Source organism: Kitasatospora sp. NPDC127121, from assembly GCF_042677305.1.
Taxonomy (GTDB): domain Bacteria; phylum Actinomycetota; class Actinomycetes; order Streptomycetales; family Streptomycetaceae; genus Kitasatospora.
Window position 1 is genome coordinate 22025 of record NZ_JBHXTQ010000045.1, and the last position, 26959, is coordinate 48983.

Genomic DNA, 26959 nt, shown 5'->3' on the forward strand with positions numbered 1-26959 from the left:
AGATCAGACTGCAGGACAAAATAGGACAGAATCTAGCAGCTCCTCGGAGCGCTAGCGAACCGTGGATCGCAGCTCCGCGGCCCCCACCCCAAGAACTCTGACCGGCCGTCGGCCTGACGGGCCGTCGTGGGTGGACCGCGGAATCCGCAGGCAGGGCCGCACGGCCTGGCCGCCGGGACGGAGCCGGTCCGCACGGAGCGAGCAGAGCGAGCGACCATCGGAAGGTGCGCGTTTCGCGAAGCCGCCACCGAGCGCCAGCGAGGTGGCTATGAGCGGAGGAGACAGGAGCATGGCCGGCGCAATGCGCAAGATGGCGGTCTACCTCGGCCTCGTGGAGGACGAGACGTACGACGGTCAGGGGTACGACCCTGACGACGACTACGACGCGGACCCCGAGCCGATTCGAACGGGACAGCGGACCGAGGACATCCCCCGGCCGGCCGCCGCGCCCGCCCCGGTCTCCTCGATCACCCCGCAGCCGGTTCCGGCCGCGGTGCCGATCCGGCAGGAGACCCCGAGGATGGCCCCCGTGTCGTCCATCACACCCGAACGCCGCCACAACCTGGAGAAGAGCGCCCCGGTGATCATGCCCAAGGTAGTGAACGAACGAGAGCCCTACCGCATCACCACGCTGCACCCGCGAACCTACAACGAGGCCCGTACCATCGGGGAACAGTTCCGTGGCGGGACCCCCGTGATCATGAATCTGACCGAGATGGACGACACCGACGCGAAGCGACTCGTAGACTTCGCCGCTGGACTCGTCTTCGGTCTGCACGGCAGTATCGAGCGCGTGACACAGAAGGTGTTCCTGCTGTCGCCTGCTAACGTCGATGTCACGGCGGAGGACAAGGCTCGGATCGCCGAGGGTGGGTTCTTCAACCAGAGCTGACCCGGCCACGACTTTACGTGTGGATCTGATCAACAGTGGATTAGCGACAGGTGACGAGCGGCGGGCCCGAGGGCCCGGAACCGGGGAGAGGGAAACGCGATGGACATCGTGTGGGCGGTGCTCTACTACGCCCTGACCGTCTTCCTGGTGTTCCTGCTTGTGCGACTGGTCATGGACTGGGTCTTCCAGTTCGCGCGTTCGTGGCGGCCCGGCAAGGCCATGGTCCTGGTCCTGGAGGCCACGTACACTGTCACGGATCCGCCGCTCAAGCTTCTTCGGCGGTTCATTCCGCCGTTGCGTTTCGGGGGCGTGGCGCTCGACCTGTCCTTCTTCGTACTGATGATCATTGTGTATGTCCTGATCTCGCTTGTGCGGCCCTAGTCGTAGGTGAGCGATGCGACAGGATGCCGGTGTGCCGACGATCACGTTGAGGTGAAGAGATGCCATTGACCCCCGAGGACGTTCGGAACAAGCAGTTCACGACCGTCCGCCTGCGCGAAGGCTATGACGAGGACGAGGTCGATGCCTTCCTCGACGAGGTCGAAGGAGAGCTGACCCGCCTGCTTCGCGAGAACGAGGACCTGCGCGCCAAGCTGGCCGCCGCGACTCGCGCCGCCGCGCAGAACCAGGCGAACATGCGGAAGGAGCCGCCGCAGGACGCCCGTTCCGGCGCCCCCGTCCCGGCCGCCATATCCGGCCCGCCGGTTCCCGGCCAGCAGGGCCCCGGTCCGCAGCAGCAGCAGATGGGCCCCGGTGGTCCGCAGCAGCAGCAGCAGATGGGCGGCCCGCAGCAGCAGCAGATGGGCAACCAGCCGCTCGGCCTGCCCTCCGGCGCCCCGCAGCTCCCCGCCGGCCCCCAGCAGATGGGCGGCCAGCAGCAGCAGATGAACCAGACCATGGGCGGCCAGCAGCAGCTGGTGCAGCCGATGGGCGGTCAGATGCTCCAGCCCATGGGCGGCCCCGGTGGTCCGCAGCAGATGGGCAACCCGATGGGCCAGGGCATGGGCCAGCAGCAGCAGATGCAGCCGATGGGTGGCCCCATGGGCGGCCCGCCGCAGCAGCAGATGGGCGGCCCGCTCGGCGCCCCCATGCAGCAGCAGGGCCCCGGTGGCGACAGTGCCGCCCGTGTTCTGGCGCTCGCTCAGCAGACCGCCGACCAGGCGATCTCGGAGGCCCGTTCCGAGGCCAACAAGATCGTCGGCGAGGCCCGCAGCCGCGCCGAGGGCCTGGAGCGCGACGCCCGTGCCAAGGCCGACGCCCTGGAGCGGGACGCGCAGGAGAAGCACCGCGTCGCGATGGGCTCGCTGGAGTCCGCGCGCGCCACGCTGGAGCGCAAGGTCGAGGACCTGCGGGCGTTCGAGCGCGAGTACCGGACGCGCCTGAAGTCGTACCTGGAGACCCAGCTGCGCCAGCTGGAGTCGCAGGCCGACGACTCGCTCGCCCCGCCGCGGATCCCCGCCACCGCGTCGCTGCCGCCGGCGGCCTCGTCGATGGCTCCGGCCGGTGCCGGTGCGATGAGCGGTGCCCCGGCCTTCGGTGGCAACCAGCCGGCCTTCGGCGGCAACGCGCCGTCGTTCGGTGGGCAGAGCTCCTTCGGCGGCAACCCGCCGGCGCCGAGCTTCGGCGGCCAGGCGTCCGGTGGCAACACCGGCGCGCCGCAGATGCAGCCGGCCGGGATGACGCAGCCGATGGCGGCCGTCCGCCCGCAGCCTCCGCAGCCGATGCAGCAGGCTCCGGCGCCGATGCGGGGCTTCCTGATCGACGAGGACGGCGACAACTGAGGTTGTAGCACGGCCTTTTGAGAGCGCCCCCTGTTCGACCCACGGGTCGAACAGGGGGCGCTCTGCTGTGGTGCGGACGGGGGCGGGGGATGGGCGCGCGCGGGGTGGTGACGCCACTTCAGGGGCGCGCGGGTACGGCGAAGCCGCCGTCGCCCCGGGCGGGGTGACGGCGGCTTCGGAGTCGGTCAGGCCTTGCGGAGCTGGAAGGCGAGGCCGAGGGCTTCGTCGGCGAAGGTCTCGGAGTCCCAGTCGGCCGTGCCGGCGGCGAAGTCGGTGGCCAGGACCTCCTCGGCGACGAGGGGGCCGTGCTCGGCGATGGCCTCGGCGGTCTCCTCGGTGGTGGCCCGCCAGCGCAGGACGATCCGGTCGGCGACGTCGAGGCCGGAGTTCTTGCGGGCCTCCTGGATCTGGCGGATGGCGTCGCGGGCGACGCCGAGCCGCTTGAGCTCCGGGGTGATGGCCAGGTCGAGGGCGACGGTGGCGCCGGACTCGTTGGCGACGGCCCAGCCCTCGCGCGGGGTCTCGGTGATGATCACCTCGTCCGGGGAGAGGGCGACCGGCTCGCCGTTCAGCTCGACCGAGGTCTCGCCGTCGGCGCGCAGTTCGGCGGCCAGGCGGGCGGCGTCGGTGGCGGCGACCGCCTTGGCGACGTCCTGCACGCCCTTGCCGAACCGCTTGCCCAGGGCGCGGAAGTTGGCCTTGGCACTGGTGTCGACGAGCGAGCCGCCGACCTCGGCGAGCGACTCCAGGGTGGAGACGTTGAGCTCCTCGGCGATCTGCGCGCGCAGGTCGGCGGGCAGCTCGTCCCAGCCCTGGGCGGCGATCAGCGCGCGGGACAGCGGCTGACGGGTCTTCACGCCGGACTCGGCGCGGGTGGCCCGGCCGAGCTCCACCAGGCGGCGGACCAGCGCCATGTGCCGGGAGAGGTCGGTGTCGATCAGCGACTCGTCCGCCTGCGGCCAGGTGGCCAGGTGGACCGAGGCCGGGGCGTCCGCGGCGATCGGGACGACCAGGTCCTGCCAGACCTGCTCGGTGATGAACGGGGTCATCGGGGCCATCAGGCGGGTGACCGTCTCCAGCGCCTCGTGCAGGGTGGCGAGCGCGGCCGCGTCGCCCTGCCAGAAGCGGCGGCGGCCGCGGCGGACGTACCAGTTGGACAGGTCGTCGACGAAGCCGGACAGCAGCTTGCCGGCGCGCTGGGTGTCGTACGCCTCGAAGGCGGCGTCGACCTCGCGGACCAGGGTGTTCAGCTCGGAGAGCACCCAGCGGTCCAGCTGCGGGCGGTCGGCCGGGGCCGGATCGGCCGCCGAGGGGGACCAGCCGGCGGTGCGGGCGTACAGGGCCTGGAAGGCGACGGTGTTCCAGTAGGTGAGGAGGGTCTTGCGGACCACCTCCTGGATGGTGCCGTGGCCGACCCGGCGGGCCGACCAGGGCGAACCGCCGGCGGCCATGAACCAGCGGACGGCGTCGGCGCCGTGCTGGTCCATCAGCGGGATCGGCTGCAGGATGTTGCCCAGGTGCTTGGACATCTTGCGGCCGTCCTCGGCCAGGATGTGGCCCAGGCAGACGACGTTCTCGTAGCTGTTCTTGTCGAACACCAGGGTGCCGACCGCCATCAGCGTGTAGAACCAGCCACGGGTCTGGTCGATCGCCTCGGAGATGAACTGCGCCGGGTAGCGCTTCTCGAACAGCTCCTTGTTCTGGTACGGGTAGCCGTACTGGGCGAAGGGCATCGAGCCCGAGTCGTACCAGGCGTCGATGACCTCGGGGACCCGGGTCGAGGCGCCGCCGCACTCGCGGCAGGCGAAGGTCACGTCGTCGATGTACGGGCGGTGCGGGTCGAGCTCGCTCTGGTCGGTGCCGGTGAGCTCGGAGAGCTCGGCCAGCGAGCCGACGCAGGTGAGGTGGCCCTCCTCGCAGCGCCAGATCGGCAGCGGGGTGCCCCAGTAGCGGTTACGGCTGAGCGCCCAGTCGATGTTGTTGTTCAGCCAGTCGCCGAAGCGGCCGTGCTTGACGGTCTCCGGGTACCAGTTGGTGGCCTCGTTCTCCCGGATCAGGGCGTCCTTGACCGCGGTGGTGCGGATGTACCAGGACGGCTGCGCGTAGTAGAGCAGCGCGGTGTGGCAGCGCCAGCAGTGCGGGTAGCTGTGTTCGTACGGGAGGTGGCGGAAGAGCAGGCCGCGCTCCTTGAGGTCCGCGACCAGGGCCTCGTCGGCCTTCTTGAAGAACTGGCCGCCGACCAGCGGGACCTCGGGGGCGAAGGTGCCGTCGGCGAGGACCGGGTTGACCACCGGCAGGCCGTACTTGCGGCAGGTCGCGAGGTCGTCCGCGCCGAAGGCGGGCGACTGGTGGACGATGCCGGTGCCGTCCTCGGTGGTGACGTAGTCCGCGTTGAGGACGTAGTGCGCGTTCTCGATCTCGACCAGGTCGAACGGGCGGCGGTAGGCCCAGCGCTCCATCTCGGCGCCGGTGAAGGACTCGCCGGTGGCCTCCCAGCCCTCGCCGAGGGCCTTGGCGAGCAGCGGCTCGGCGACGACCAGCTTCTCCTCGCCGTCGGTGGCCACCACGTAGGTGACCTCCGGGTGGACGGCGGCGGCGGTGTTGGAGACCAGGGTCCACGGGGTGGTGGTCCAGACCAGCAGCGCGGCCCGGCCGGCCAGCGGGCCGCTGGTCAGCGGGAAGCGGACGAAGACCGAGGGGTCGACGACGGTCTCGTAGCCCTGGGCCAGCTCGTGGTCGGACAGGCCGGTGCCGCAGCGCGGGCACCAGGGGGCGACCCGGTGGTCCTGGACCAGCAGGCCCTTGTCGAAGATCTGCTTGAGCGACCACCAGACGGACTGGACGTACGACGGGTCCATCGTCCGGTAGGCCTCGTCGAGGTCGACCCAGTACCCCATGCGGGTGGTCAGCTCGGTGAAGGCGTCGGTGTGGCGGGTCACCGACTCGCGGCACTTGGCGTTGAACTCGGCGATGCCGTACGCCTCGATGTCCTGCTTGCCGGAGAAGCCCAGCTCCTTCTCGACGGCGAGCTCGACCGGGAGGCCGTGGCAGTCCCAGCCGGCCTTGCGGGCGACGTGGTAGCCCTTCATCGTCCGGAAGCGCGGGAAGACGTCCTTGAAGACGCGGGCCTCGATGTGGTGGGCGCCGGGCATGCCGTTGGCGGTCGGCGGGCCCTCGTAGAAGACCCACTCGGGGCGGCCCTCGGACTGCTCCAGGCTGCGCTGGAAGATCTTGTTGTCCTGCCAGAACGACAGGATCTGGTGTTCGAGGGCGGGCAGGTCCACCTGTGCGGGGACGGAGTTGTAGGTGCTCATCGCGGGCGTCATACCTCCGGCGGATGTGAACGGGATCCGACGGAGGGACGAGACGGCGAGCCGCCCCGCGGTACCACCCTCCTTGGCCGCGGTGCTGCTGCGGCCCTCTTGTTTGGGCTTGCTGCCGGGTCTAGTGGGCCGGCCCGCGCGGTGGCGGGCGGCCGTTCTTCCGGCGGCTCCGGGGTGATCTTCCCGCCGTGCACACCCCCGGGCTCGCACCGTCCCCGGGTCGCTGGTGGCTGCGTACGTCGGTACTCGTCCCATCTGCGCCTTGCAGGGCCAGTGTATCGGCCGGGTGAGTCGGTTTGTCCAAATCGTTTTTCCCCGCGGTGGACGGCCGGGGCGCTCCGGGGCCGGCGGCGGTGGTGGTTAGGCGGGGGTGATCTGGGCACAAGTCTGGTCAGCGCGCGGGGCGTGGCGGCTGGGGCGACTGCCTGGGTGGGATCATCATGGGGCGTCGGAATGTCATGTTGTGACCGGTTTTGATCGGGATTATCGTTCCGGCACTGGAGGCCGCCGGGAACCGGCGGCTCGATTCGTTCGTAGATGGGGTCGAAGCCATGGCTGAGAAGGCAACCGGCGCGGGTACCGCCACCAAGCGGGCACGCAAGGCCGTGGCGGCCGATCCAGGGGAGGGGACCGTGACCACTACCGCACGGCAGAAGAGCAGCACCGACACCGTCACCGTGCCGCGCGGCGCCGAGTCGGTGGACCCGGCCACGTTGCCGGTCCGGCCCGGCGAGGACCCGTGGACCACCGACGAGGTCCACGAGCTGCACACCGAGCTCATCAGCGAGCTGGAGCGGCTGCAGAACGAGATCGACGCCGCCGAGGCGGCCATCTCCGGCCTGATGCGTGACTCCAACGACGGAGCCGGTGACGACCAGGTGGACGCCGGTACGAAGAACATCTCGCGGGAGAGTGAACTCGCGCTCGCCAACAACGCCCGGGACAGCCTCGCCCAGACCGAGCGGGCCCTGACCAGGCTGGAGGGCGTCGGCTTCGGCACCTGCGAGTCCTGCGGGCAGGCCATCGGAAAGGCCCGGATGCAGGCCTTCCCCCGGGCCACGCTCTGCGTGCAGTGCAAGGCCAAGCAGGAACGCCGCTGACGCGGCCGACCGGGGCGGCGCAGGGGGTCGGGCTTGCCGTACGCTCGACCCCGTAACGTCGCCTGAATCCTGGGACACGTCCGGTTCGGAGGTGTCCGGTACGGCGACCATGGGCCCACCCTCCCCCACCTCCAACCGGGGGAGCTCCACCGGCAGCGGAGCGGATCATCAGTACGCAAGGTTCCCCCCAGACGCGGGACGACGCCGTCCCGACCCCCGCCGAAGCCGTGGAGGTGGCCGTGGCCGAGCCCACCGAGCCCGCGGAGCCTGCCGAGCCCGCCGAGGCGACCGCCCCGGCCGCGGCGGAGGCGCCGAAGGGCCGTCGGCGGATCGGCGTGCTGATGGTCGTCGCGCTGCTCGCCTTCCTGATCGACTTCGGCAGCAAGCTGCTGGTCGTGGCCCGGCTGGAGAACCACGCGGCGATCAAGGTGATCGGGGACGTCGTCACCTTCCAGGTCATCCGCAACTCCGGCGCCGCCTTCGGCATGGGGCAGGCGCTGACCGTCGTCTTCACGATGATCGCCTCGGCCGTCATCGTGGTGATCTGGCGGATCGCCCGCCGGCTGTACAGCCTGCCCTGGGCGATCGCGCTCGGGCTGCTGCTCGGCGGGGCCCTGGGCAACCTCACCGACCGGCTGTTCCGCTCGCCGGGCGTCTTCCGCGGGCACGTCGTCGACTTCATCTCCGTCCAGCACTTCGCGGTCTTCAACCTCGCCGACTCGGCGATCGTCTGCGGCGGAATCCTCGTCGTGCTGCTCTCCTTCCGGGGCAGCAACCCGGACGGCACCGTCCACCAGCAGGGCGGCAAGACCGAGTAGCAGGGGCCCCGGGCGGTCGGGCGGGCGGCGGAGGGCCGCGGTTCCGGCATACTCGTACGGGTGAGTACCGCAGCGCAGATCCGCAGCCTCCCCGTACCCGACGGCCTGGAGGGCGAGCGCCTCGACGCCGCCCTCGCCCGGATGTTCGGTTTCTCCCGGACGAAGGCCGCCGAGTTGGCCGCCGACGGCAAGGTGACGCTCGACGGCGCCGTGGCCGGAAAGTCGGACCGGGTGACCGCCGGTTCCTGGCTGGAGGTCGAGATCCCCGCCCCCGCCGCCCCCGTGCGGATCATCGCCGAGCCGGTCGAGGGCATGCGGATCGTCCACGACGACGAGGACATCGTGCTCGTCGACAAGCCGGTCGGCGTCGCCGCGCACCCCAGCCCCGGCTGGACCGGCACCACCGTCATCGGCGGGCTCGCCGCGGCCGGCTACCGGATCTCCACCTCCGGCGCCGCCGAGCGCCAGGGCGTCGTGCACCGGCTCGACGTCGGCACCTCCGGGCTGATGGTCGTCGCCAAGTCCGAGCGCGCGTACACCGACCTCAAGCGGCAGTTCCACGACCGGATCACCGAGAAGCGCTACCACGCCCTCGTGCAGGGGCACCCGGACCCGCTGAGCGGCACCGTGGACGCGCCGATCGGACGGCACCCCAGCTCGGACTGGAAGTGGGCCGTGACCAAGGACGGCAAGCCGTCCGTCACCCACTACGACCTGGTCGAGGCCTACCGCTCGGCCTCGCTGCTCGACATCAAGCTGGAGACCGGGCGCACCCACCAGATCCGGGTCCACATGTCCGCGCTGCGCCACCCCTGCGTGGGCGACCTGACCTACGGCGCCGACCCGACGCTGGCCAAGCGGCTCGGGCTGACCCGGCAGTGGCTGCACGCCGTGTCGCTCGGCTTCGAGCACCCGGCGGACGGGCAGTGGGTCGAGTTCTCCAGCGAGTACTCGCCCGACCTGCGCAAGGCGCTCGACATCATCTCGTCGGAGAGCTGAGATGACGGCGGCCATCCGGACCGCGGCGGGCGCCGCGGACCTGACTCTGGTGCGGGACGTGCGGCGCGAGGTGTTCATCGTCGAGCAGCACGTGCCGGAGGAACTGGAGTACGACGAGTACGACGCGACCTCGGTGCACCTGCTGGCCGTGGCGGCGGACGGGACCGCGCTCGGGACCGCACGGCTGATCTTCGGGGAGCAGGCGCTGAAGCTCACCGGGGGTGTCGAGGGCCGGGTGCTGCTCGGACGCCTCGCGGTGGTGTCGGCGGCCCGGGGGACCGGGCTCGGGGCCCAGCTGGTGCGGGCGATCGAGGCGGCCGGGCTCGACCGCGGGGCCGTCGAGGTGGAACTGCACGCGCAGGTGGGGGCGCTGGGGTTCTACGAGCGGCTGGGGTACACGGCCGAGGGCCCGGTGTACGAGTCCGCGGGGATACCGCATCGGACGATGACGCGGGTGCTGTAGGGCTTCGGGCCCGGCCGTGCGGATCCCCGTGCCCCTGACGGGGTGCGGGGATCTCCGTTTTCCCGTGCGGTACCCGGACGCAACGGGGTGAACAGGGCGCAAGCGGCGGCTTCGGCGGTGGCCTTATCGGACGCCTACCCGGGGGGCGGATACGATCAGCCCCCATGGAGTTCGGTGGGGCGTGGCGCCGGTGGCGCAGCCGGGGTACGACGGTGCGGCGCAGGGTGGTGGCCGGTGCGGTGGCCCTGGTGGTGGTGGCCGGGGCGGGTACGGCGACGGTGGCGTCCGGCGGTGAGCCGGCGGTCCATCAGGAGGACCGTTTCCTCGCCATGCCGGAGACCCCCGGCAGTGACCAGCAGGTCCAGGTGGACACCTCCTTCTTCACCACCGGCAGCACCCCGCGCCCGGCGGTCCTGCTCGCGCACGGCTTCGGCGGCTCCAAGGACGGCGAGCGCGAACGCGCCCAGCAGCTGGCCCGACAGGGCTACGCGGTGCTGACCTGGTCGGCGCGCGGCTTCGGGCACTCGGGCGGGAAGATCGGCCTCAACGCGCCCGACCGCGAGGTCGAGGACGTCAAGCACCTGGTGGACTGGCTGGCCCAGCGGCCCGAGGTGCAGCTCGACGGGCCCGGCGACCCCCGGGTCGGCATCACCGGTGCCTCGTACGGCGGCGCCGTCTCGCTGCTGGCCTCCGCGTACGACCACCGGATCGACGCGGTGGCCACCCAGATCACCTGGTGGAACCTGGCCGACGCGCTGTTCCCGCAGGGCGTGCAGGGCTCGGGCGCCGTCGACGGCGTGTTCAAGAAGCTCTGGGCCGGGATCTTCTTCACCACCGGCGCGGCCGGCGACCTCGGCCCCTCCGGCGGCGCGCCGCGCGGCGGCGGGGCCGGGCCGGGGCAGGGCGCTCCCGGGCAGGGCGGTTCCGGGCAGGGCGGTGACGCCGCGGGCGGGCCGGTCGGCTGCGGGCGGTTCCTGGAGTCGCTCTGCCAGATGTACGACCGGGTCGCCACCGCCGGGCACGCCGACCCGGAGGCCGTCGCACTGCTGGACCGCTCCAGCCCGTCCTCGGTGGCCGCGCAGCTCAAGGCGCCCACCCTGGTCGTGCAGGGCCAGCAGGACTCGCTGTTCCCGCTCGACCAGGGCGACCGGATCGCCCGGGCCGTCGCGGCCAACGGCGCGCCCGTCTCGGTGGACTGGTTCGCCGGCGGGCACGACGGCGGCACCGACACCAGCGCCCGGGTCGACGACCGGGTGACCGCCTGGTTCGACCACTACCTGAAGGGGCAGGGCGACGACACCGGCCCCGCGTTCCGGGTCACCCGCACCGGGGGCGTCGACTCCACCGGCTTCCAGGCCGTGCTGCGCGGCGCCTCCGCCGACCGCTACCCGGGCCTGGACGGAACCGGCTCCCACGGCGTCGAACTGGCCGGCGGCGAGCAGACCATCGCCAACCCGCCCGGCGGCGCCCCGCCCGGGATCTCGACGCTGCCCGGGATCGGGGCGCTCAGCCAGGCCGCCTCGCTCGGCGCCGGGCTGTCGCTCGACTTCCCCGGCCAGCACGCCGCCTTCGACTCCGCGCCGCTGGGCCAGCCGCTGCACCTGACCGGGCAGCCCACCGTGCCCGTCCAGGTGCACGCCGACCGGCCGGACGCGGTGCTCTTCGCCAAGCTGTACGACGTGGGCCCGGACGGCAAGGCCGTGCTCCCGCAGCAGCTCGCCGCCCCGCTGCGGGTCACCGGCGCCGACGCGGGCCGCACCGTCACGGTCGCGCTGCCCGCCGTCGACCACACCTTCGCCACCGGGCACCGGCTGCGGCTCGTGCTGGCCGCCACCGACCTCGCGTACGCCTCGCCCGTCGAGCCCGCCACCTACCGGGTCGCGCCGGCCGGGGCGCTCACCGTGCCGACCGACGACGAACTCGTCACCGAGGCCACGCCGCTGCCCGCGCGCACCTGGCTGCTGCCGCTGGCGGCCGTCGTGGTGGCGCTGGGCCTGGTGCTGTCGCCCCGGCTGCTGCGCCGCCGTCGGCGGGGGGCGGGCGACGGGCCGGCGTACGACCCGGCGCTGGCCGGGGTGCCGTTGCAGATCACCGGCCTGAGCAAGCGCTACAAGGGCGCCCAGGACCGTTACGCCGTACGGGAGTTGGGCTTTCGGGTGGAGCAGGGGCAGGTGCTCGGCCTGCTCGGGCCCAACGGCGCCGGCAAGACCACCACGCTGCGGATGCTGATGGGCCTGATCCGGCCCGACGCGGGCGAGATCCGGATCTTCGGCCACCTGGTGCGCCCCGGTGCGCCGGTGCTCTCCCGGGTCGGCGCCTTCGTCGAGGGCGCGGGCTTCCTGCCGCACCTCACCGGCCGGGCCAACCTGCGGCTGTACTGGCAGGCCACCGGCCGGCCGGAGGAGGACGCCCGCTTCGACGAGGCGCTGGCCATCGCCGGTCTCGGCGAGGCGCTCGACCGCGCCGTGCGGACCTACTCGCAGGGCATGCGGCAGCGGCTCGCCATCGCCCAGGCCATGCTCGGGATGCCGGACCTGCTGATCCTCGACGAGCCGACCAACGGGCTCGACCCGCCGCAGATCCGCGAGATGCGCGAGGTGATGATCCGGTACGCCGCCGCCGGCCGTACCGTCATCGTCTCCAGCCACCTGCTCGCCGAGGTCGAGCAGAGCTGCACGGACCTGGTGGTGATGGACCGCGGGCGGCTGATCACCACCGGGGCCGTCGGCGAGATCGTCGGCGCGGGCGAGCTGCTGTTCCTCGGCGTGCCCGCCGGGTACGAGCCCGGGTCGGTCGTCGAGAAGGTCGGCGCGCTGGCCGGGGTCGGCTCGGCGGAGGCCGTCGAGGGCGGGCTGCTGGTGCGCCTGGACGGGCTGGCGGCGCACGAACTGCTGGCCGAACTGGTGCGCCTCGGCGTGCCGGTGGAGAGCGCCGGGCCGCAGCGGCGGCTGGAGGACGCGTTCCTGTCGTTGATCGGAGGTGCGGCGTGAGCAGGGGTGCGAACGGTGGCGTGAGCAGTGAGGTGAGCAGCGAGGTGGGTGATGGCGTGAGCGGTGACGTGAGCGGCGTCGTGTCGGCGGACCACGCCGAGGGGTACCGGGCGGGCCGGACACTGCCGCTGCGGGTGGAGGCGATGCGCCAACTGCGGCGGCGCCGCACCCTGGTGATCGGTGCGGTGCTGGCCGCCCTGCCGTTCGTGATGCTGGCCGCGTTCCAGATCGGCGGCACCCCGAGCCGCCCCGACCGGACCACCTTCATCGACCTGGCCACCGCGTCCGGGCCCAACTTCGCCGCCACCATGCTGTTCGTGGGCACCGGCTTCCTGCTGGTCATCCCGGTGGCGCTGTTCTGCGGCGACACGGTCGCCTCCGAGGCGAGCTGGTCCTCGCTGCGCTACCTGCTGGCCGCGCCGGTGCCCCGGGCCCGGCTGCTGGCCCGCAAGTTCGCGGTCGGGCTGGCGTTCTCGGCGGTGGCGGTGGCGATGCTGCCGCTGATCGGGCTGGTCGTCGGCACCGCCGCGTACGGCTGGGGGGACCTCAAACTGCCCACCGGGGCCAGCCTTTCGGCCGGGGAGGCGCTGCCCCGGCTGGCCGTCGCGGCGGCGTACGTGTTCCTCGCCGAGATCGTGATCGCCGCGCTGGCGTTCTGGCTCTCCACGGCGACGGACGCGCCGCTGGGCGCCGTCGGCGGGGCGGTGTTCGCGTCGATCATCACCGGGGTGCTGGACGCCGTCACGGCGCTGGGGGGCCTGCGGGAGTGGCTGCCCGCGCACTGGCAGTACGCCTGGGCGGACGCCCTGCAGCCGCAGTTGGAGTGGGGCGGCATGGTGCAGGGCGTCTCGCTGTCGCTGTCGTACGCGGCGGTGCTGCTCGCGCTGGCGTTCCGGGGGTTCGCGCGCAAGGACGTGGTGTCGTAGGGCCGTTGTGCTGCGGGCCCGCCGCGGGGGTGCGGCGGGCCCGGGGTGGGTGACCGGGGTGGGTGACCGGGGTGGGGCGCAGGGCGGGGGTCAGGGCTGGGGTCAGGCGATCGGGGCGTTCGCGCGCTCGATCCGCTGGGTGCCGGTGCGGGTGCGGTAGGAGCGGGTCCAGCTGCTGGTCGCGTCCTTGCGGGTGCGGTCGGAGAGGACGTAGTAGTCCATCTGGGTCTGCTCGGGCGTGATGTCCAGGACCCCGTAGCCGTGCGAGTCCAGGTCGACCCACTTGACGTGCGGGTTGGCCGCCTTGATCGCGGTGCCGGCCGCCAGCGAGACGGTCTGCGGGGCGACCTTCAGCAGGTCGTCGACGTTGTCGGAGGTCACCGAGGTGACCACGAACTCGGTGGCGACACTGCCGGACAGCGGGTAGGTGGCGGCCTCGTTCGGGACGTCGGCGGCCCAGGCGGAGTGGATGTCGCCGGTCAGGAAGACGGTGTTGGTGATCCCGTTCGCCTTGAGGTGGCCGAGCAGCTCGCGGCGGTCGTGGGTGTAGCCGTCCCACTGGTCGGGGTTGACCGCCACGCCCTCGCCGGGCAGGCCGAGCAGCTTGGCCAGCGGGCGCAGCAGGTAGTCGGGCAGCGAGAGGAAGGCGACCGGGGAGATCATCACCTCGTTGCCGATCAGTCGCCAGGTGGTGTCGGAGGCGGACAACCCGGCCTTGAGCCAGTCCAGTTGGGCGCGGCCGGTGAGGGTGCGGTCGGCCGAGTCGACGGCGCCGCTGCCCGTCTTCGCCTGCTGGGAGCGGAACGAGCGCTGGTCCATCAGGTGCAGGTCGGCGAGCTTGCCGTAGCGCAGGCGGCGGTAGGTGGTGCCGGCGATCGAGGGCCGGACCGGCATCCACTCGAAGTAGGCCTGCTTGGCGGCGGCCATCCGGTCGGCCCAGGCGCCCTCGGTGCCCGGGGTGTGGTTCTCGGCGCCGCCGGACCAGGCGTCGTTGGCGAACTCGTGGTCGTCCCAGATCGCGATGGTCGGGAGCTTGGCGTGCAGGGTCTGGAGGTCGTCGTCGGTCTTGTACTGGCCGTGCCTGGTGCGGTAGTCGGCGAGGGTGAGGATCTCGTGGGCGGGGGCGTGCGGGCGCACGACCGTGCCGCGGGCGCAGAACTCGCCGGTCTTGTACTCGTAGATGTAGTCGCCGAGGAAGAGGAAGGCGTCCAGGTCGCCGCGGGCGGCGAGGTGGCGGTAGGCGGAGAAGTAGCCGCCCTCCCAGTTGGCGCAGGAGGCGACGCCGAACCGCAGCCGGGAGAGGGCGGCGTCGGTGGCGGGGGTGGTGCGGGTGCGGCCGGTGGGGGAGACGGCGCTGCTGGTACCAGTGGTGGCGGTGGCGGCGGTGAAGCGGTACCAGTAGGGGGTGTCCGGGGTCAGGCCGCGGACGTCGGCCTTGACGGTGTGGTCGGCGGCGGCGGTGGCGGTCACCGTGCCGCTCGCGACGACGCGGGTGAAGGCCTGGTCGGCGGCCAGCTCCCAGCGGACCTCGGTGTCGGGGCCGAGGCCCGAGCCGGGGAGGGCCTCGGGGCGGGGCGTCACCCTGGTCCAGAGCAGGACGCCGTCGGGGAGGGGGTCGCCGGAGGCTATGCCGTGCAGGAAGCGGGGGGCGGCTTCGGGGGCCTGCGCGGGTTGGGCGGCTCCGGCGGCCTGGGCGGTCTGGGTGGCCTGGGCCGGCTCGGCGGCTTCGGCGGGGGTGGGGAGGGCGATCGGCAGGGCGGCGGTCGCGCCGGCGGCCAGCGCGCCGGCCTTCAGGACCTGGCGGCGGCGCGGGTGGGCAGGGGCCATGTCATGGACAAGATCGTTCACGTCCGGAAGGTTACCCGTTAGTAAAGCGTAGGTAAATCAGGTGACCTGACGATCCGTCGTGGAGCGGGCGGGTGTGGTTGCCCGGGGCGGGCGAGCGGGGGAGGCCGGGGTGGGCGGGCCGGGGAAGTCGGGTCGCCGGATCATGCGGGATCATGGGGGAGTACCCGCCCTCAGCTGCCGAAGGACCCCGACCGTGGCCCAGATCGTCCTCTTCCACTCCGCCCTCGGGCTGCGCTCCGCCGTCCACGCCGCCGCCGACCGGCTGCGCGCCGCCGGGCACACCGTGCACACCCCGGACCTGTACGACGGGCGGACCTTCGACGACATCGAGGCCGGACTGGCGTACCAGGAGGAGGTCGGCGGCAGCGAGGAACTGCTGCGCCGGGCCGTCACCGCCGCCGCTCCGCTGTCCGACGGCGGCCTGGTCTACGCGGGCTTCTCGCTCGGCGGCTCGCTCGCGCAGAACCTCGCCCTCGCCGACGACAAGGCCCGCGGCCTGCTGCTCCTGCACGGCACCTCCGACCTGCGCGAGGACGCGGCCACCGAGATCCCGGTGCAGCTGCACGTCGCCGAGCCGGACCCGTTCGAGACCGAGGACTGGCTGAACGCCTGGTACCTGGGGATGCGGCGGGCCGGGGCCGACGTCGAGGTGCACCGCTACCGGGGCGCCGGGCACCTGTTCACCGACACCGAGCTGGCCGACTACGACGCCGAGGCGGCGGAGCGGGCCTGGGCCATCGCGCTGGACTTCCTCGGCGAGCTGGATTCCTGACCGAGGGCGGGTGCCGGGGCGGGCCGGGTCAGCCGGCGAGCCCCGGCACCACCAGGCCGGACTCGTACGCGATCACCACGGCGTGGGTCCGGTTCTGCGCGCCGAGCTTGGTCAGCACGTTCCCGACGTGCGTCTTCACCGTCTCCAGGCTCACCCTGAGCGACTCCGCGATCTCCGGGTTGGACTGGCCCGTGGCCATCGACCGCAGCACCTCCTCCTCCCGCACCGTCAACGCCGCCCGGGGCAACGCCTCGGCGGAGTCCAGCGGGCGGGCGGAGACCATCCGGCGCAGCGCCGCCGGGAAGAGGATCGCCTCCCCGGCCGCCGCCACCCGCACCGCCTCCGCGATCTGCCGCACCGGAAGCCGCTTCAGCACGAACCCGCTCGCCCCCGCGCTGAGCGCGGCGGTGACGTAGCCGTCGTTCTCGAAGGTGGTGATCACCACGACCTTCGGCGGCGCGGCCGACTCGGCCAGCAACTGCCGGGTGGCCTCGATCCCGTTGCGGCGCGGCATCCGTACGTCCATCAGGACCACGTCCGGCCGCAGCCGCTGCGCCTGCTCGACCGCGTCGACGCCGTCGGCCGCCTCCCCGACCACCGTGATCCCCGGCTGCGCCGCGAGCAGGGTGCGCAGGCCGCTGCGGGTCACCTCGTCGTCGTCCGCGATCAGGAGGGTGACGGGGGTGCCGGTGGCGTCGCCCGGGGCGTCGGGCGCGGCGTCGGTGGGATCTGGGCCGGTCATGCCGACAACCGTACGGGCAGCCGGACGGCCAGCCGCCAGGCCTGGGGCCCGTCCGGCCCGGCCTCGATCTCGCCGTGCAGCAGCCGGACCCGCTCGGCCAGGCCCGGCAGGCCGTGGCCGGAGGTCGGGAAGGCGCCCTGGCGCGGGCCCGCCCCGGTCCGGTTGGCCACGCTGAGCTCCAGGGTGTCCGGCCCGGCCGCCACCCGGACCTCGATCGGGCCGCCCGCTCCGTGCCGCAGCGCGTTCGTCAGCCCCTCCTGGAGGATCCGGTACGCCGCCCGGGAGAGCGTCCCCTGCACCTGCGCCAGCTCGCCGGACAGCTCCGGCTCCACCACCGCGCCGGCGTGCCGCAGCCGGTCCAGCAGCTCGGGCAGGTCGGCCAAGGTCCGGGCCGGGGCCGCCCCCGACTCCTCCTCGCGCAGCGCGCCCAGCACGTAGTCCAGGTCCTCCAGGGCGGCCCGGGTCGACTCCTCGATGCTGCGCATGGCGGCCCGCGCCGCCACCGGGTCGGCGGAGAGCACCTCGCCCGCCACCGCCGCCTGGATCGTGGCCGCCGTCAGGGTGTGCCCGATCGAGTCGTGCAACTCGTGGGCCAGCCGGTTGCGTTCGGCCAGCCGGCGCTCCCGCTCCGCCGCCAGCGCCAGCCGCTCGGCCGCCGACGGACCCAGCAGCTTCGGGGCCAGCCCGCGCAGCGCGCCCGCCACCGCCGCGCACACCACCGGCGCCAGCAGCAGGCAGGCCGCCGCCACCACCCAGCTCCAGGCGCCCGTCAGCTGCACCGACCGGCCGGGCCAGCTCAGCCGGGCATCACCGGAGACCCAGCCGCCCGGCAGGGCCACGGCTGCGCCGAGCAGCACGAGGCTGGCCAGGCCTCCCACCCAGCCCAGCGCCACGTGCAGCACCAGCCACAGCGGGGTGCGCCAACGGTCGGTGCCGGGGGCGTCCGCCGCCCGGGCGCCGGACACCGGATCCGGCAGCGACACCCTCAGCAGCCGGCGGACGCCGCCGATCAGCACCCGCCGGGTGGTGCGGGCCAGCCCGACCACGGCGAGCAGCGCCGCCCAGAACAGCAGGGTGAGCACCGCCCGCGTGAGGTAGGGGCCGGACGGCCAGGCCATCATCGGCAGCATCGCGAACGGCAGTAGCGGCAGGCTCGCCAGCGCGCCGAGGAAGGCGAACAGCACACCCGAGTACGTGGAGCCGCGCAGCAGCGGCCGGATTCCCCTGATCATGATCACCAGTATTGCGGCGCAGCTCATGGGGGGCCTCCCCCGATCGGGGGAGCGTTCGTTCCGGTCTTTCTGTTCCGGCGGGACGGCTACGGCGAGGCGGCTCCGGCGGCATCGGCGCGGCCCCGAGTGAGCAGGCGGGTCGTGCTGCCGTCGTCCTCCGTGATGTCGCGGACGTGCCGGAAGCCGATCCTGCCCAGCAATGCCAGCGAAGCGAGGTTGGCGTCGGCGACCGTCGCGTGCACCTCGGCCAGCCCCAGGGCGGTGAAGCCGTAGTCGACGATCGCGGCCGCCAGTTCGGTGCCCAGGCCGCGGCCCCACGCCTCCGGGGCCAGCGCGTAGACGATCTCGAAGCCCTCGACCACGGTGGTGGGCTTGATCTCGGCGTGCCCGACGAGGCGGCCGCCCTGCCGGACGGCCCAGACGTCGAACCGGTTCGAGGCGTACACCTGGGTGAAGATGCGGCCGAACAGGGCCCGGTCCTCGGCCTCGGACTGCGGGCCGTCGCCCATCCACCGGGACACCTCCCGGTCCTGGAACAGCGTCACGAAGTCCTCTTCGTCCGCGAGGACGTACGGGTCGAGCAGCAGGCGCTCGGTGCGCAGGGTCGGGGTCACGCCGGGCGACGGTACGGGGGCCGTCGTCCGCCCGGCAAGCGGTTTTCGGGAGGCCGGAGCGCCGGTGGCGATCGGGGAGTGCGAGCGGGCCGGTACCGGGTGGTCCTCGTGTCGGCCAGGCCGGTTCGGGACATGCTGCCGGTGTTCGACATCGCCGTCGCGGCCGAGCCGGAGGCGGTGGCGGCCGAGATCGCGCTGCTGGCGCGGACGGCCGAGGACCGGTAGGGCGGCGGGGTGCTCGCCACCGCAGGTGCCTGATCCGGGCGTCGAGGTCGCCGCAGCGCAGGAAGTCGGGTAGGCCGACTTCCTGTGCTGCTTTCATGTGACGCAGGTCATGTCGAACGCAGAACCTGCGCGCGGTCGCCGGCGTCTGGCTGGTGTGAGATCACGCAGGAGAGCACTGGACGAGCTGGACGAGGAACGCCTCGTCCGGCTGATCGCCAGAAGTGACCGCGCGGCGTTCGACGAGCTGTACCGGCGCACGTCGCCATGGCTGGCGGTGCGGTTGCGCCGCCGCTGCGCGGACGAGCAGATCGTCGCCGAGGTCATGCAGGAGACCTATCTGGCGGTGTGGCGCGCGGCCGGTGCGTTCGCCGGGAGCGCCGTCGGCGGGACGGCCGTCGGATGGCTGTGGACGATCGCGGCGCGCCGCCTCGTCGACGCCTTCCGGCGCCGTGCCCACCACGCCGAACCGCCGGTCGCCGCCGCCGAGCGGGCCGTGGTGCCCGCGGCGGAGGAGGAGGCGCTCGCCGGGACCGTCGGCGGCGACGTGGGCGACGCCCTGCGGCGGCTGGCGCCGGAACTCCGAGACGTACTGCAGGCGACGGTGCTCGACGGGCTCTCCGTCCGGGAGACCGCCGTCCTGCTCAGACTGCCCGAAGGCACGGTCAAGACCCGTGCCCGCCGGGCCCGGATCGCGATGCGGGAGGCGCTGGCATGAACGCGGAACACGCGTCGAGGCGGCTGATCGACGACTACGCGCGTGGTGACACGGCGATGGCCGCGGACACGGTGTGGGCACTGGAGGCCCACCTGGAGACGTGCGCGCCGTGCCGGAGCCTGCTGGCGGCCTCCGTGGCCACCGAGGCGCCCGGCGTCGCCGCGCTCGTCGACACCGTCCGGGCCGGTCTGGACGCGCAGTTGGGCGCGGCCGTCGGGGCGCCTCGGAGGCGGCACCGCCCGACCTGGGTGTCGGCCTGGCTGACACCGGCCATGACCCCGTGGCTGGCGATGACCGCCGTCGTCACCCTGATGGCGCTGCTGCTGGACGTGGCCGCGCCGGCGAAGGTCTTCGGCGGCTCCTCGATGGTGGCGCTGATCGCGCCCGTGCTGCCGCTGTGCGGTGTCGCCGCATCGTGGTCGCGCGGCCTGGACCCGGCGCACGAACTGACCGCCTCGACCGCCCGGGCCGGCCTGGCCCTGCTGCTCAGGCGCACCACCGCGGTCCTCGTGGTGGTCGTGCCCGGGCTCCTGCTGGGGGGATGGCTGACCGGGAACACGACGGCCGCGCAGTGGCTGCTGCCCTCCCTGGCCTTCACCTCCACCGCCCTGGCGCTGGGCACCGTGATCGGCGTGACCCGCGCCGCCGTGGGGCTGGTGACCGTGTGGGGCGCTGCCGTCGTGGTGCCCACGTTCGTCACCGGCCGCATCCCCGCTGTCCTCGAACTCGCCCTGCACCGCGACCAGTTGCCCGTGTGGGGGCTGCTCCTCGCGCTCGGCGTCTGCGCCGTGATCGCCCGCAGGGACGCGTACTCAACGCTGTGAAACCCATGTCCACCCTGGAAAGGGACCATCGCATGACGTATACGGCGAGCGCGGCCGACACCGCGCCGAAGACCTACGCCTGGGAGATCCGGGCCAGCGGCCTGAGGGTACGCGTCGGACGGAGCAAGATGGCCGTCGACGGGCTCGACCTCTCCCTGGGCATCGGCGCCCACGGGCTCCTCGGGCCCAACGGAGCGGGCAAGACCACCCTGATCCGGACGCTGGCCACCGTGCTGCGCCCCACCGAGGGCGAACTGGAGATGCTCGGCACCTCCCTGGGGGGCCGGGTGGTCGACCACCGGGCCCTGCGCCGCCAGATCGGCTACCTGCCGCAGGACTTCGGCTACTACAAGCGCTTCACGGTGCGCGAGTTCGTCGAGTACATGGCCTGGCTGAAGGAGGTGCCGAAGGCGGACATCCCCGGGGCCGTCCAGCGGGCCGTGGAACGGGTGGGCCTGGCGGACCGCGCCGACCACCGGATGAAGACCCTGTCCGGCGGCATGGTGCGGCGGGCCGGCATCGCCCAGGCCATCGTCAACTCCCCCGCGGTGCTGCTGCTGGACGAGCCGACGGCCGGCCTGGACCCGGCACAGCGGCTGCGCTTCCGCGAACTGCTGCAGGACCTGGGCCGCGACACCTGCGTGGTCGTCTCCACCCACCTGGTCGAGGACGTCGCGGCCGCCTGCTCCGACGTGGTGCTGTTCGCCGACGGCCGCCTCGTCTTCCAGGGCACGCCGGACGAACTGGGCGCGGCGGGCAGTACCGACCACCCGGGCGACAGCCCCCTGGAGCGCGGCTACTCGGCGCTGCTCAGCAACTCCGGCCAGCAGGGGAGCGCCTGGTGAACGGACGTGTGCTGCGGACGGAGCTGAGGCGCTCCGCCGCCCCGTGGGCCGGCATCGTCGTGCTGGCCGGCAGCCTGGCGGTCTTCTTCCCGTTCGACGCGCTCTGGTGGCACGGCACCGCGGGGTGGACGGCCCAGTGGACCACCATGGCCATGTGGACCCGGTCCCTGCTGGCCTTCTGGTGGCCGTTCGTGATCGGCATCGGGGCGGTGTACGGGCTGCGCGAATCCCGCTCGCGGATGACCGAGCTGCTGACGACCACGCCGCTGCCGGCCTGGCGCCGTGCGGCGCTGCCGGCCGGTGCGATCGGGCTCGCGCTGGCGGTGGGCTTCGGTCTGCTGGTTCTGGTGGGCGGAGTCCAGGTGGCGGCCGGTCCGACCAGCTACGCATCCCTCGGCTGGCTGCCGATCTCGCTGGTGGCGGCACTGTCCCTGGTCGCGGGCGCCGTGTTCGGCATGGGCGTCGCGCGGGCGCTGCCCTCCACCCTCACGCCGCCGGCCCTGGTGGTGATCGTCTTCGTGGGGACGGGCCTGTTCCTGCGCATGAACAACGAAGCGGCGGTGCCGACGGGCAGGGTGTCGAACCGGTTCGCCCAGCTGTCCCCGGCGACCGTGGAGCCGCGGCAGATGCTGCTGACCCTGTCCGGCTCCGTCCACCTCGGCCAGACGCTCTGGCTGCTCGGCCTGCTCGCCACCGGCTTCGCGCTGCTGGCGGCCGTGACCCGCCGGGCCCGGCTGCTCGCGGTGACTCCCGTCCTGGCCGGCCTGGGCCTGGCCCTGCTGGTGCTCCCGGCCGCCGCGCGCGACACCTACGTCGTCGACAAGGCCGCCGCGGCGTTGGTGTGCGACGGGCCGGTGTGCGTGACGCAGGCGAGCCGTTCACGCCTGGCCGAGCTCGCGCAGCGCAGCAAGGACGCGATGCCCGTGCTGCACGACGCCTTGGGCGACAAGGCGCCGACCTCGGTGCGGGAGGACACCGCGCTGCACGAGCTCGCCGCGCCACGCGAACTCTCCGCAGACGTGCTGCTGGTCGACTTCAACGACCGGATGCTCGCCGACGCGAAGGGTGACAAGCTGACCCGCGCGCTGATCGCCAGGGGCCTGGCGCCGAGCTGCTACCCGGACAACGACAAGGAGGGCGGGGGGAGCCACGACATCCCCGCCCAGAGCATCGCCGTGAGCTGGGCCCTCCACGACTCCCAGCTCCAACCGCTGCAGGAGAAGGGCACCAGCCGGTACGCGCTCGAAACCTGGGCGGAGGCCGACCTCGCGTGGCAGAAGCTGATGGCGCTGCCGCCGGCCGAGCAGCGCTCGCGGATCGTCGAGCTGCACGCCGCCGCGCTCTCCTGCGAGGGGTACAAGCAGGTTCCGAAGCTGGCCGGGGGAGCGTCGCGATGAGGTGGCTGATGCTGTACGCGCGTTCACGGCAGGTGTCCACGTCGGCCGCCGCGGTCGCGCTCACCGCGCTGGTGGTGTGGGCCTTCAACCGGGGCGGCGGCACGGGGGCGATGGACGCGGACGCGATCAACCCGATCGTGTACTTCGTGCTCGCCGCGGGCGTGGCGGCCGGCTCCGTCGGGCTCGGCGGGCAGGACGCCGCACTGGACAGGACGGCCGCGATCCGGTGGGCGCCCCGCCGGGCGGCGCACGCGCTGCTGATCGGCGTGGTCGCGGGTGCGGCGCTGCTGGCGGTCCAGGCGGTGGGGCCGAGGTTCGCCCCCACCGAGGTCGTCGTCCGGGACACCGCGGGCCTGGCCGGCCTGGCCGCGTTCGGGGCGGTGGTGTGCGGGGCGCACCTCGCCTGGACCCTGCCGACCGCCTGGCTCGCGTTCGCCGTCCTCTCCCCGCCGCTGCCGCCCAACACCGTGGGGAAGGCGTTCGGTTGGATGTCCTACCCCCCTGGCACGGAGGCGTCCACCTGGACGGCGGTGGGCCTGCTGGTGACCGGCGCCGGGGTCTACGCCCTGGTGGGGCCGCGCAGGTAACTGGCCCGCCCCGCGCTCCGCTCCCCCTCTGCGAGTTGGGGGAGCGGGGCGTTCTGCTGGGGGCTGTCAGTCGCGGCTGCCCAGGGTGTCGCGCGAGACCTGCCAGAGCAGGGCGGCCGCCTCGGGGTCGAGGGCGTACTCGGCGACGCCGGTGCGGGCACTGAGTTCGCCGCGGACGGCTTCGTTGCAGTCCTCGAAGTAGCGGCCGCTGACGCCCGCCAGCAGCGGCGAGGCCGCGAGCAGGACGGACGTCGCCGCGCCCTGCTCGGTGGTCTTCCACAGCAGTTCCGCGCCGTTGGCGGCCTGGGCGCGCAGCCGGTCGAGCTCCTCCTCGGAGACGTGGCGCTGGAGGGCGGTGCGGATGCCGCCGGGCATCAGGGCGTTGACGGTGATACCGTCCGCCGCCCAGCGCTTGGCGGCCTCGACCGCGAACAGGACGTTGGCGGTCTTGGACTGGCCGTAGGCGGACCAGGGCTCGTAGGCGCGCTCGCGGAAGTGGATGTCCTCGAAGACGACGGGGGAGCGGTGGTGGGCGCTGGAGCTGACGGCCACGACGCGGGCGCCGCCGTCCCGGACCAGGGCCGCGTGCAGGCCGGTGGCCAGCGCGAAGTGCCCGAGGTGGTTGGTGGCGAACTGGAGCTCCCAGCCCTCCGGCGTGCGGACCTCGGGCGAGGCCATCACGCCGGCGTTGTTGACCAGGATGTGCAGGGGCCCGTCCCAGGCGGCGACGAACGCGGCGACGGAGGCCTGGTCGGCCAGGTCCAGCGGGGCGACCCGGAGGTCCTTGTTGCCGGTGGTCGCGGTGATGTCCTCGGCGGTGCGGGCGCCGGCGTCGAGGTTGCGGACCGCGAGGGTGACCTGCGCGCCGGCCGAGGCGAGGGCGCGTGCGGTCTCGACGCCGATGCCGGAGGCGCCGCCGGTGACGACGGCGCGGCGGCCGGTCAGGTCGACGCCGGAGATGACCTCGGCGGCGGTGGACTCGGCGCCGAAGGGGGAGGTGAGGCGCGGGGCGCTGGCGTTCATGATCATTTCCCGTCTGGTTGGGTGACCGGAGCTGGGGGTGCGCGGGAGGGTGCGGCCGGTAGAGTGGAAACCGGAGGGCCCTCCGCATGTCTCCAGGTTAAGCGGAGGATCCTCCGCTTGCAACCCGAGGAGGACCAGCCGTGACCACCGCCGACCCCCGGCCGCTGCGCGCCGACGCGCGCCGCAACCGCGACCGACTGATCGAAGTGGCCGCACGGGCCTTCGCCCAGGACGGACCGGACGCGACGCTCGGAGCGATCGCCAAGGAGGCCGGCGTGGGCATCGGCACCCTCTACCGGCACTTCGCCACCCGCGAGGAACTCGTCGACGCGGCCTACCGCAGCGAACTCGCCAAGCTGTGCGACTCCGCCGCGGAGCTCCTGGCCAGTAGGGGGCCCGACGCCGCGCTGCGCGCCTGGATGGACGGCTTCGTCCGCTACATGACGACCAAGCGCGGGATGTCCGACGCGCTGCGCGCGCTCATAGCCTCCGGCGGCGACCCCTTCTCGCACAGCCGCGCGATGCTGACCGCCGCGATCACCCGACTCCTGCGGGCCGGGGCCGAGTCGGGCGTGCTGCGCGCCGACGTCGAACCGGAGGACGTGCTGTTCAGCCTCAGCGGCCTGTCCATGGCCGCGACGACCCCCGAGCACCACGCCCGGATGGAACGCCTCCTCGACCTCCTGATGGACGGCCTGCGCTACCACTCCGCCTCCGGGCGGGACCTCGGCTGAGAAGAACGACCGAAGGGCGCCAACCGTACGCGGCTGGCGCCCTTCGTCCTTCGTCGTGACTGCGGCCTGGTGCGGCCGGGGTCAGAGGAGCTGGAAGGTCCACTCCTGCTTCCAGCCGCCCTCGCAGCTCCACACCCCGAGCTGCTTGAAGTCGGAGTCGTGGGTGAGGCAGTTGTCGTCGTCGATCTGGACCCGGTACTTGCCGTTGCCGAGGCCGACGAACTGCCACTTCTGGTTGGAGGTGCCGCCCCACGCCTGCTGCTCGGCGACGTAGGTGTCGGGGTTCTCGGTGAGGTTGTACCCGAGGTCGTTGACGATCCGGTAGCGGTCCCCGCCCAGCGGCTTGATCGTCCAGGTGGACCCCTTGTACCCCAGGATCCCGCCCACGATCGGCGCACCCCAGGTCGAGGTCTCGGTGGGGGCCGACGCGCCCAGGCCGTTGGAGAGCTTCAGGAACAGCGGCCGCTCGGTCGGGACGGTCGGCTTGGTGTCCGGCTTCGGCTTGGGGTCCGGCTTGGGCTTCGGGTCCGGCTTCGTCGGGGTGGTCGGGTCGGTCGGGGTGATCACGCCGCCGGAGGTGGACTCCAGCACCCACGCCTGCTGCCAGCCCGACTTGCACGTCCACACGCCGAGCTGCTTGAAGTCGGCGTCGTGCGCGAGGCAGTCGTCGTCGGAGATCCGGATCTGGTACTTGCCGTTGCCGACTCCGACGAGCTCCCACTTCTGCTGGGAGGAGTTGCTCCACGGCTGGAGTTCAGCCATGTAGTTGCCGTTCTCGGTGAGTTCCAGCCCGTACGAGCTGGTGATCCGGTAGCGACCGCCGCCGACCGAGGTGAGCTTCCACTTGGACTCGTTGCCACCCCGGAGGCCGGGGACGACCGACGCGCCGGCGGAGCCGCTGACCGGGACGGCGCCCAGACCGTTGTCGAGCTTCAGGTACACGTCGGCGCCGTTGTTGCCGCCGCCTCCGCCGGGCGTGGGCGGGTTGGTGGTCGGCGGGGTGCCGTCCCAGGCCCAGTTCTGGTTGGGCGCGTCACGCCGGTCCTCGGAGCCGCAGGCCCAGGCCGCCACGGTGCTGCCGTTGGAGGTCCGGCCGTTGAAGTCGTCGATGCAGACGTCCTTGGACCGGTCGTCCATGTCCGTCATGTGCCGGAAACCGCCGCTGGCCGACATGTTCCAGCGCTGACCGGGGATCTCCAGGCAGTCCCAGACCTGGAGCTTGGTCCCGTTCGCGGCCTTGTTGGCCTCCAGGTCGAGGCACTTGCCGTTGGCCGCCTGGAGCTTGTACCCGTTGTACGTCCACTTCTGGGCGTCGCTGCCGTTGCACTCCCACATCTGCACGGGGGTGCCGTTCGCGTTGCCGTTGCCGTTGACGTCCAGGCAGGCGTGGTAGCCGGGGCTGGAGTCGGGGGTCAGGCTGCCGGTCCTGGTGCCGTAGCCGGACCGCGCGGGGAAGTGGATGCTGCGCACGTCGCCGTCGCACTTGTACGGCCGCGCGGTGCCCGCCCGGCAGGTCCACGGCTCCTTCTTGACGGTGTCGCCGTCATTGCCGATGAACGCCCAGTTCATGTACCCGCCGTCGCCGCGGTTGCGGAGGGTCGAGTCCCCCTGGAAAACCCAGATCCGGAATATGTCGTAGCCGGAGGGCTCCTTCTTCTCCTTGTCCATGAAATGGTTGAGCTTGTAGGTGGTGTCGATCAACACCCCCTTCATGTCGGACTTGTACTCGTTCTTGAACCACTCGGTGTCGTACAGGTCGGTGCCCACGGTCTTGAACACCATGACGTTGAACCCGGGAAACTTCGCGCTCAACTTCGACGCGGTGCTCTGGGTGAACTCCGCGTTGTCCAGCTTGTTGAGGTTGGCGGCGTTGCGCATGAGCCTGATCGTGTCGAAGGCGGAGCTGATCAGCGCGGTCATGCAGTTGCCGCCGCCCGGCGAGGCCGGGGTTCCACAGGTCTTGTCCGCGTGGAGGGGCGGCTCCGGCGCGGCCTGGGCCTGTGCGGTCAGGCCGGAGACCATGGCGACTGCGGCGATCCCGCAGGCCAGGGCGCGTTTGAGGCGGGACAGGGGTTTCATATCGGATTCATCTTTCTGGTCGGCAAGGAT

Annotated in this window: 23 protein-coding genes; 16 read left to right on the plus strand and 7 right to left on the minus strand. The window is 72.7% G+C overall.

Annotated elements, in window-relative coordinates; genetic code table 11:
* The first annotated feature begins 289 nt into the window (after positions 1 to 289).
* From ACFVHI_RS22160 to ACFVHI_RS22170, 3 genes are all read left to right on the plus strand, one after another.
* Positions 290 to 892: a cell division protein SepF gene (locus ACFVHI_RS22160; protein WP_031071810.1), complete on the plus strand. Its 603-nt coding sequence runs from the start codon at positions 290 to 292 to the stop codon at positions 890 to 892.
* Between the two features lie 99 nt (positions 893 to 991).
* Positions 992 to 1273 carry a YggT family protein gene (locus tag ACFVHI_RS22165; RefSeq protein WP_063347232.1) on the plus strand — a complete coding sequence of 94 codons (282 nt, stop codon included), beginning with the start codon at positions 992 to 994 and terminating at the stop codon, positions 1271 to 1273.
* Positions 1274 to 1332: 59 nt separating this feature from the next.
* Entirely contained in the window at positions 1333 to 2673 is a 1341-nt protein-coding gene (locus ACFVHI_RS22170; protein ID WP_063347231.1) for a DivIVA domain-containing protein, read from the plus strand.
* A gap of 185 nt (positions 2674 to 2858) precedes the next feature.
* On the opposite strand, the gene ileS is transcribed toward ACFVHI_RS22170, so the two are convergent.
* On the minus strand, positions 2859 to 5987 hold the full coding sequence (ileS, locus tag ACFVHI_RS22175) for an isoleucine--tRNA ligase (protein WP_063347230.1): 3129 nt from the start codon (positions 5985 to 5987) through the stop codon (positions 2859 to 2861).
* 641 nt (positions 5988 to 6628) lie between these two features.
* Here ileS and ACFVHI_RS22180 point away from each other — a divergent pair.
* From ACFVHI_RS22180 to ACFVHI_RS22205, 6 genes are all read left to right on the plus strand, one after another.
* Positions 6629 to 7096, plus strand: coding sequence for a TraR/DksA family transcriptional regulator (locus ACFVHI_RS22180; protein WP_244293330.1), 468 nt, complete (start codon positions 6629 to 6631; stop codon positions 7094 to 7096).
* Between the two features lie 164 nt (positions 7097 to 7260).
* Positions 7261 to 7914, plus strand: a complete 654-nt coding sequence (gene lspA, locus ACFVHI_RS22185; protein WP_079135530.1) for a signal peptidase II — start codon at positions 7261 to 7263, stop codon at positions 7912 to 7914.
* A gap of 60 nt (positions 7915 to 7974) precedes the next feature.
* Positions 7975 to 8913, plus strand: coding sequence for an RluA family pseudouridine synthase (locus tag ACFVHI_RS22190; protein WP_063347228.1), 939 nt, complete (start codon positions 7975 to 7977; stop codon positions 8911 to 8913).
* Position 8914: 1 nt separating this feature from the next.
* A complete protein-coding gene (locus ACFVHI_RS22195; RefSeq protein ID WP_063347227.1) occupies positions 8915 to 9376 on the plus strand; it encodes a GNAT family N-acetyltransferase in 462 nt (153 codons plus the stop codon).
* 164 nt (positions 9377 to 9540) lie between these two features.
* The gene (locus tag ACFVHI_RS22200) at positions 9541 to 12366 is read left to right on the plus strand and encodes an alpha/beta fold hydrolase (RefSeq protein ID WP_063347226.1); all 2826 of its coding nucleotides are present in this window, start codon (positions 9541 to 9543) and stop codon (positions 12364 to 12366) included.
* 56 nt (positions 12367 to 12422) lie between these two features.
* Complete coding sequence (locus ACFVHI_RS22205) at positions 12423 to 13292, plus strand: ABC transporter permease (RefSeq protein WP_063347225.1); 870 nt, start codon at positions 12423 to 12425, stop codon at positions 13290 to 13292.
* 102 nt (positions 13293 to 13394) lie between these two features.
* Here ACFVHI_RS22205 and ACFVHI_RS22210 read toward each other — a convergent pair whose 3' ends face one another.
* The gene (locus ACFVHI_RS22210; protein ID WP_063347224.1) at positions 13395 to 15119 is read right to left on the minus strand and encodes an alkaline phosphatase; all 1725 of its coding nucleotides are present in this window, start codon (positions 15117 to 15119) and stop codon (positions 13395 to 13397) included.
* A gap of 163 nt (positions 15120 to 15282) precedes the next feature.
* Here ACFVHI_RS22210 and ACFVHI_RS22215 point away from each other — a divergent pair, with 163 nt between their 5' ends.
* Positions 15283 to 15912, plus strand: coding sequence for a dienelactone hydrolase family protein (locus ACFVHI_RS22215; protein WP_063347223.1), 630 nt, complete (start codon positions 15283 to 15285; stop codon positions 15910 to 15912).
* A gap of 28 nt (positions 15913 to 15940) precedes the next feature.
* Here the strand turns inward: ACFVHI_RS22215 and ACFVHI_RS22220 are convergent, their stop codons facing one another.
* From ACFVHI_RS22220 to ACFVHI_RS22230, 3 genes are all read right to left on the minus strand, one after another.
* Positions 15941 to 16654, minus strand: a complete 714-nt coding sequence (locus tag ACFVHI_RS22220) for a response regulator transcription factor (protein ID WP_063347222.1) — start codon at positions 16652 to 16654, stop codon at positions 15941 to 15943.
* Positions 16651 to 17886 carry a histidine kinase gene (locus tag ACFVHI_RS22225; protein WP_063351046.1) on the minus strand — a complete coding sequence of 412 codons (1236 nt, stop codon included), beginning with the start codon at positions 17884 to 17886 and terminating at the stop codon, positions 16651 to 16653. Before ACFVHI_RS22225 ends, ACFVHI_RS22220 begins: the two co-directional genes overlap by 4 nt.
* A gap of 86 nt (positions 17887 to 17972) precedes the next feature.
* Complete coding sequence (locus ACFVHI_RS22230; protein WP_063347221.1) at positions 17973 to 18500, minus strand: GNAT family N-acetyltransferase; 528 nt, start codon at positions 18498 to 18500, stop codon at positions 17973 to 17975.
* Between the two features lie 436 nt (positions 18501 to 18936).
* On the opposite strand from ACFVHI_RS22230, the gene ACFVHI_RS22235 reads away from it, so the two are divergent.
* The 5 genes from ACFVHI_RS22235 to ACFVHI_RS22255 are packed head-to-tail and all read left to right on the plus strand — an operon-like array spanning position 18937 to position 23093.
* Positions 18937 to 19440 carry an RNA polymerase sigma factor gene (locus tag ACFVHI_RS22235; protein ID WP_107453015.1) on the plus strand — a complete coding sequence of 168 codons (504 nt, stop codon included), beginning with the start codon at positions 18937 to 18939 and terminating at the stop codon, positions 19438 to 19440.
* Positions 19437 to 20264 (plus strand): zf-HC2 domain-containing protein, encoded by an 828-nt coding sequence (locus tag ACFVHI_RS22240; RefSeq protein WP_063347219.1) that lies wholly within the window; start codon positions 19437 to 19439, stop codon positions 20262 to 20264. Before ACFVHI_RS22235 ends, ACFVHI_RS22240 begins: the two co-directional genes overlap by 4 nt.
* Positions 20265 to 20296: 32 nt before the next feature.
* Complete coding sequence (locus ACFVHI_RS22245) at positions 20297 to 21109, plus strand: ABC transporter ATP-binding protein (protein WP_208869062.1); 813 nt, start codon at positions 20297 to 20299, stop codon at positions 21107 to 21109.
* Complete coding sequence (locus ACFVHI_RS22250; protein ID WP_063347217.1) at positions 21106 to 22506, plus strand: hypothetical protein; 1401 nt, start codon at positions 21106 to 21108, stop codon at positions 22504 to 22506. The genes ACFVHI_RS22245 and ACFVHI_RS22250 overlap by 4 nt, the downstream gene beginning before the upstream one ends.
* Positions 22503 to 23093, plus strand: coding sequence for a hypothetical protein (locus ACFVHI_RS22255; protein ID WP_063347216.1), 591 nt, complete (start codon positions 22503 to 22505; stop codon positions 23091 to 23093). Before ACFVHI_RS22250 ends, ACFVHI_RS22255 begins: the two co-directional genes overlap by 4 nt.
* 66 nt (positions 23094 to 23159) lie before the next feature.
* Here ACFVHI_RS22255 and ACFVHI_RS22260 read toward each other — a convergent pair whose 3' ends face one another.
* A complete protein-coding gene (locus tag ACFVHI_RS22260; RefSeq protein ID WP_063351045.1) occupies positions 23160 to 24116 on the minus strand; it encodes an SDR family NAD(P)-dependent oxidoreductase in 957 nt (318 codons plus the stop codon).
* A 140-nt stretch (positions 24117 to 24256) separates the two neighbouring features.
* Here ACFVHI_RS22260 and ACFVHI_RS22265 point away from each other — a divergent pair, with 140 nt between their 5' ends.
* Positions 24257 to 24850 (plus strand): TetR/AcrR family transcriptional regulator, encoded by a 594-nt coding sequence (locus ACFVHI_RS22265; protein WP_380341928.1) that lies wholly within the window; start codon positions 24257 to 24259, stop codon positions 24848 to 24850.
* An 81-nt stretch (positions 24851 to 24931) separates the two neighbouring features.
* Here ACFVHI_RS22265 and ACFVHI_RS22270 read toward each other — a convergent pair whose 3' ends face one another.
* A complete protein-coding gene (locus tag ACFVHI_RS22270; RefSeq protein ID WP_063347214.1) occupies positions 24932 to 26929 on the minus strand; it encodes a ricin-type beta-trefoil lectin domain protein in 1998 nt (665 codons plus the stop codon).
* Positions 26930 to 26959: the final 30 nt, after the last annotated feature.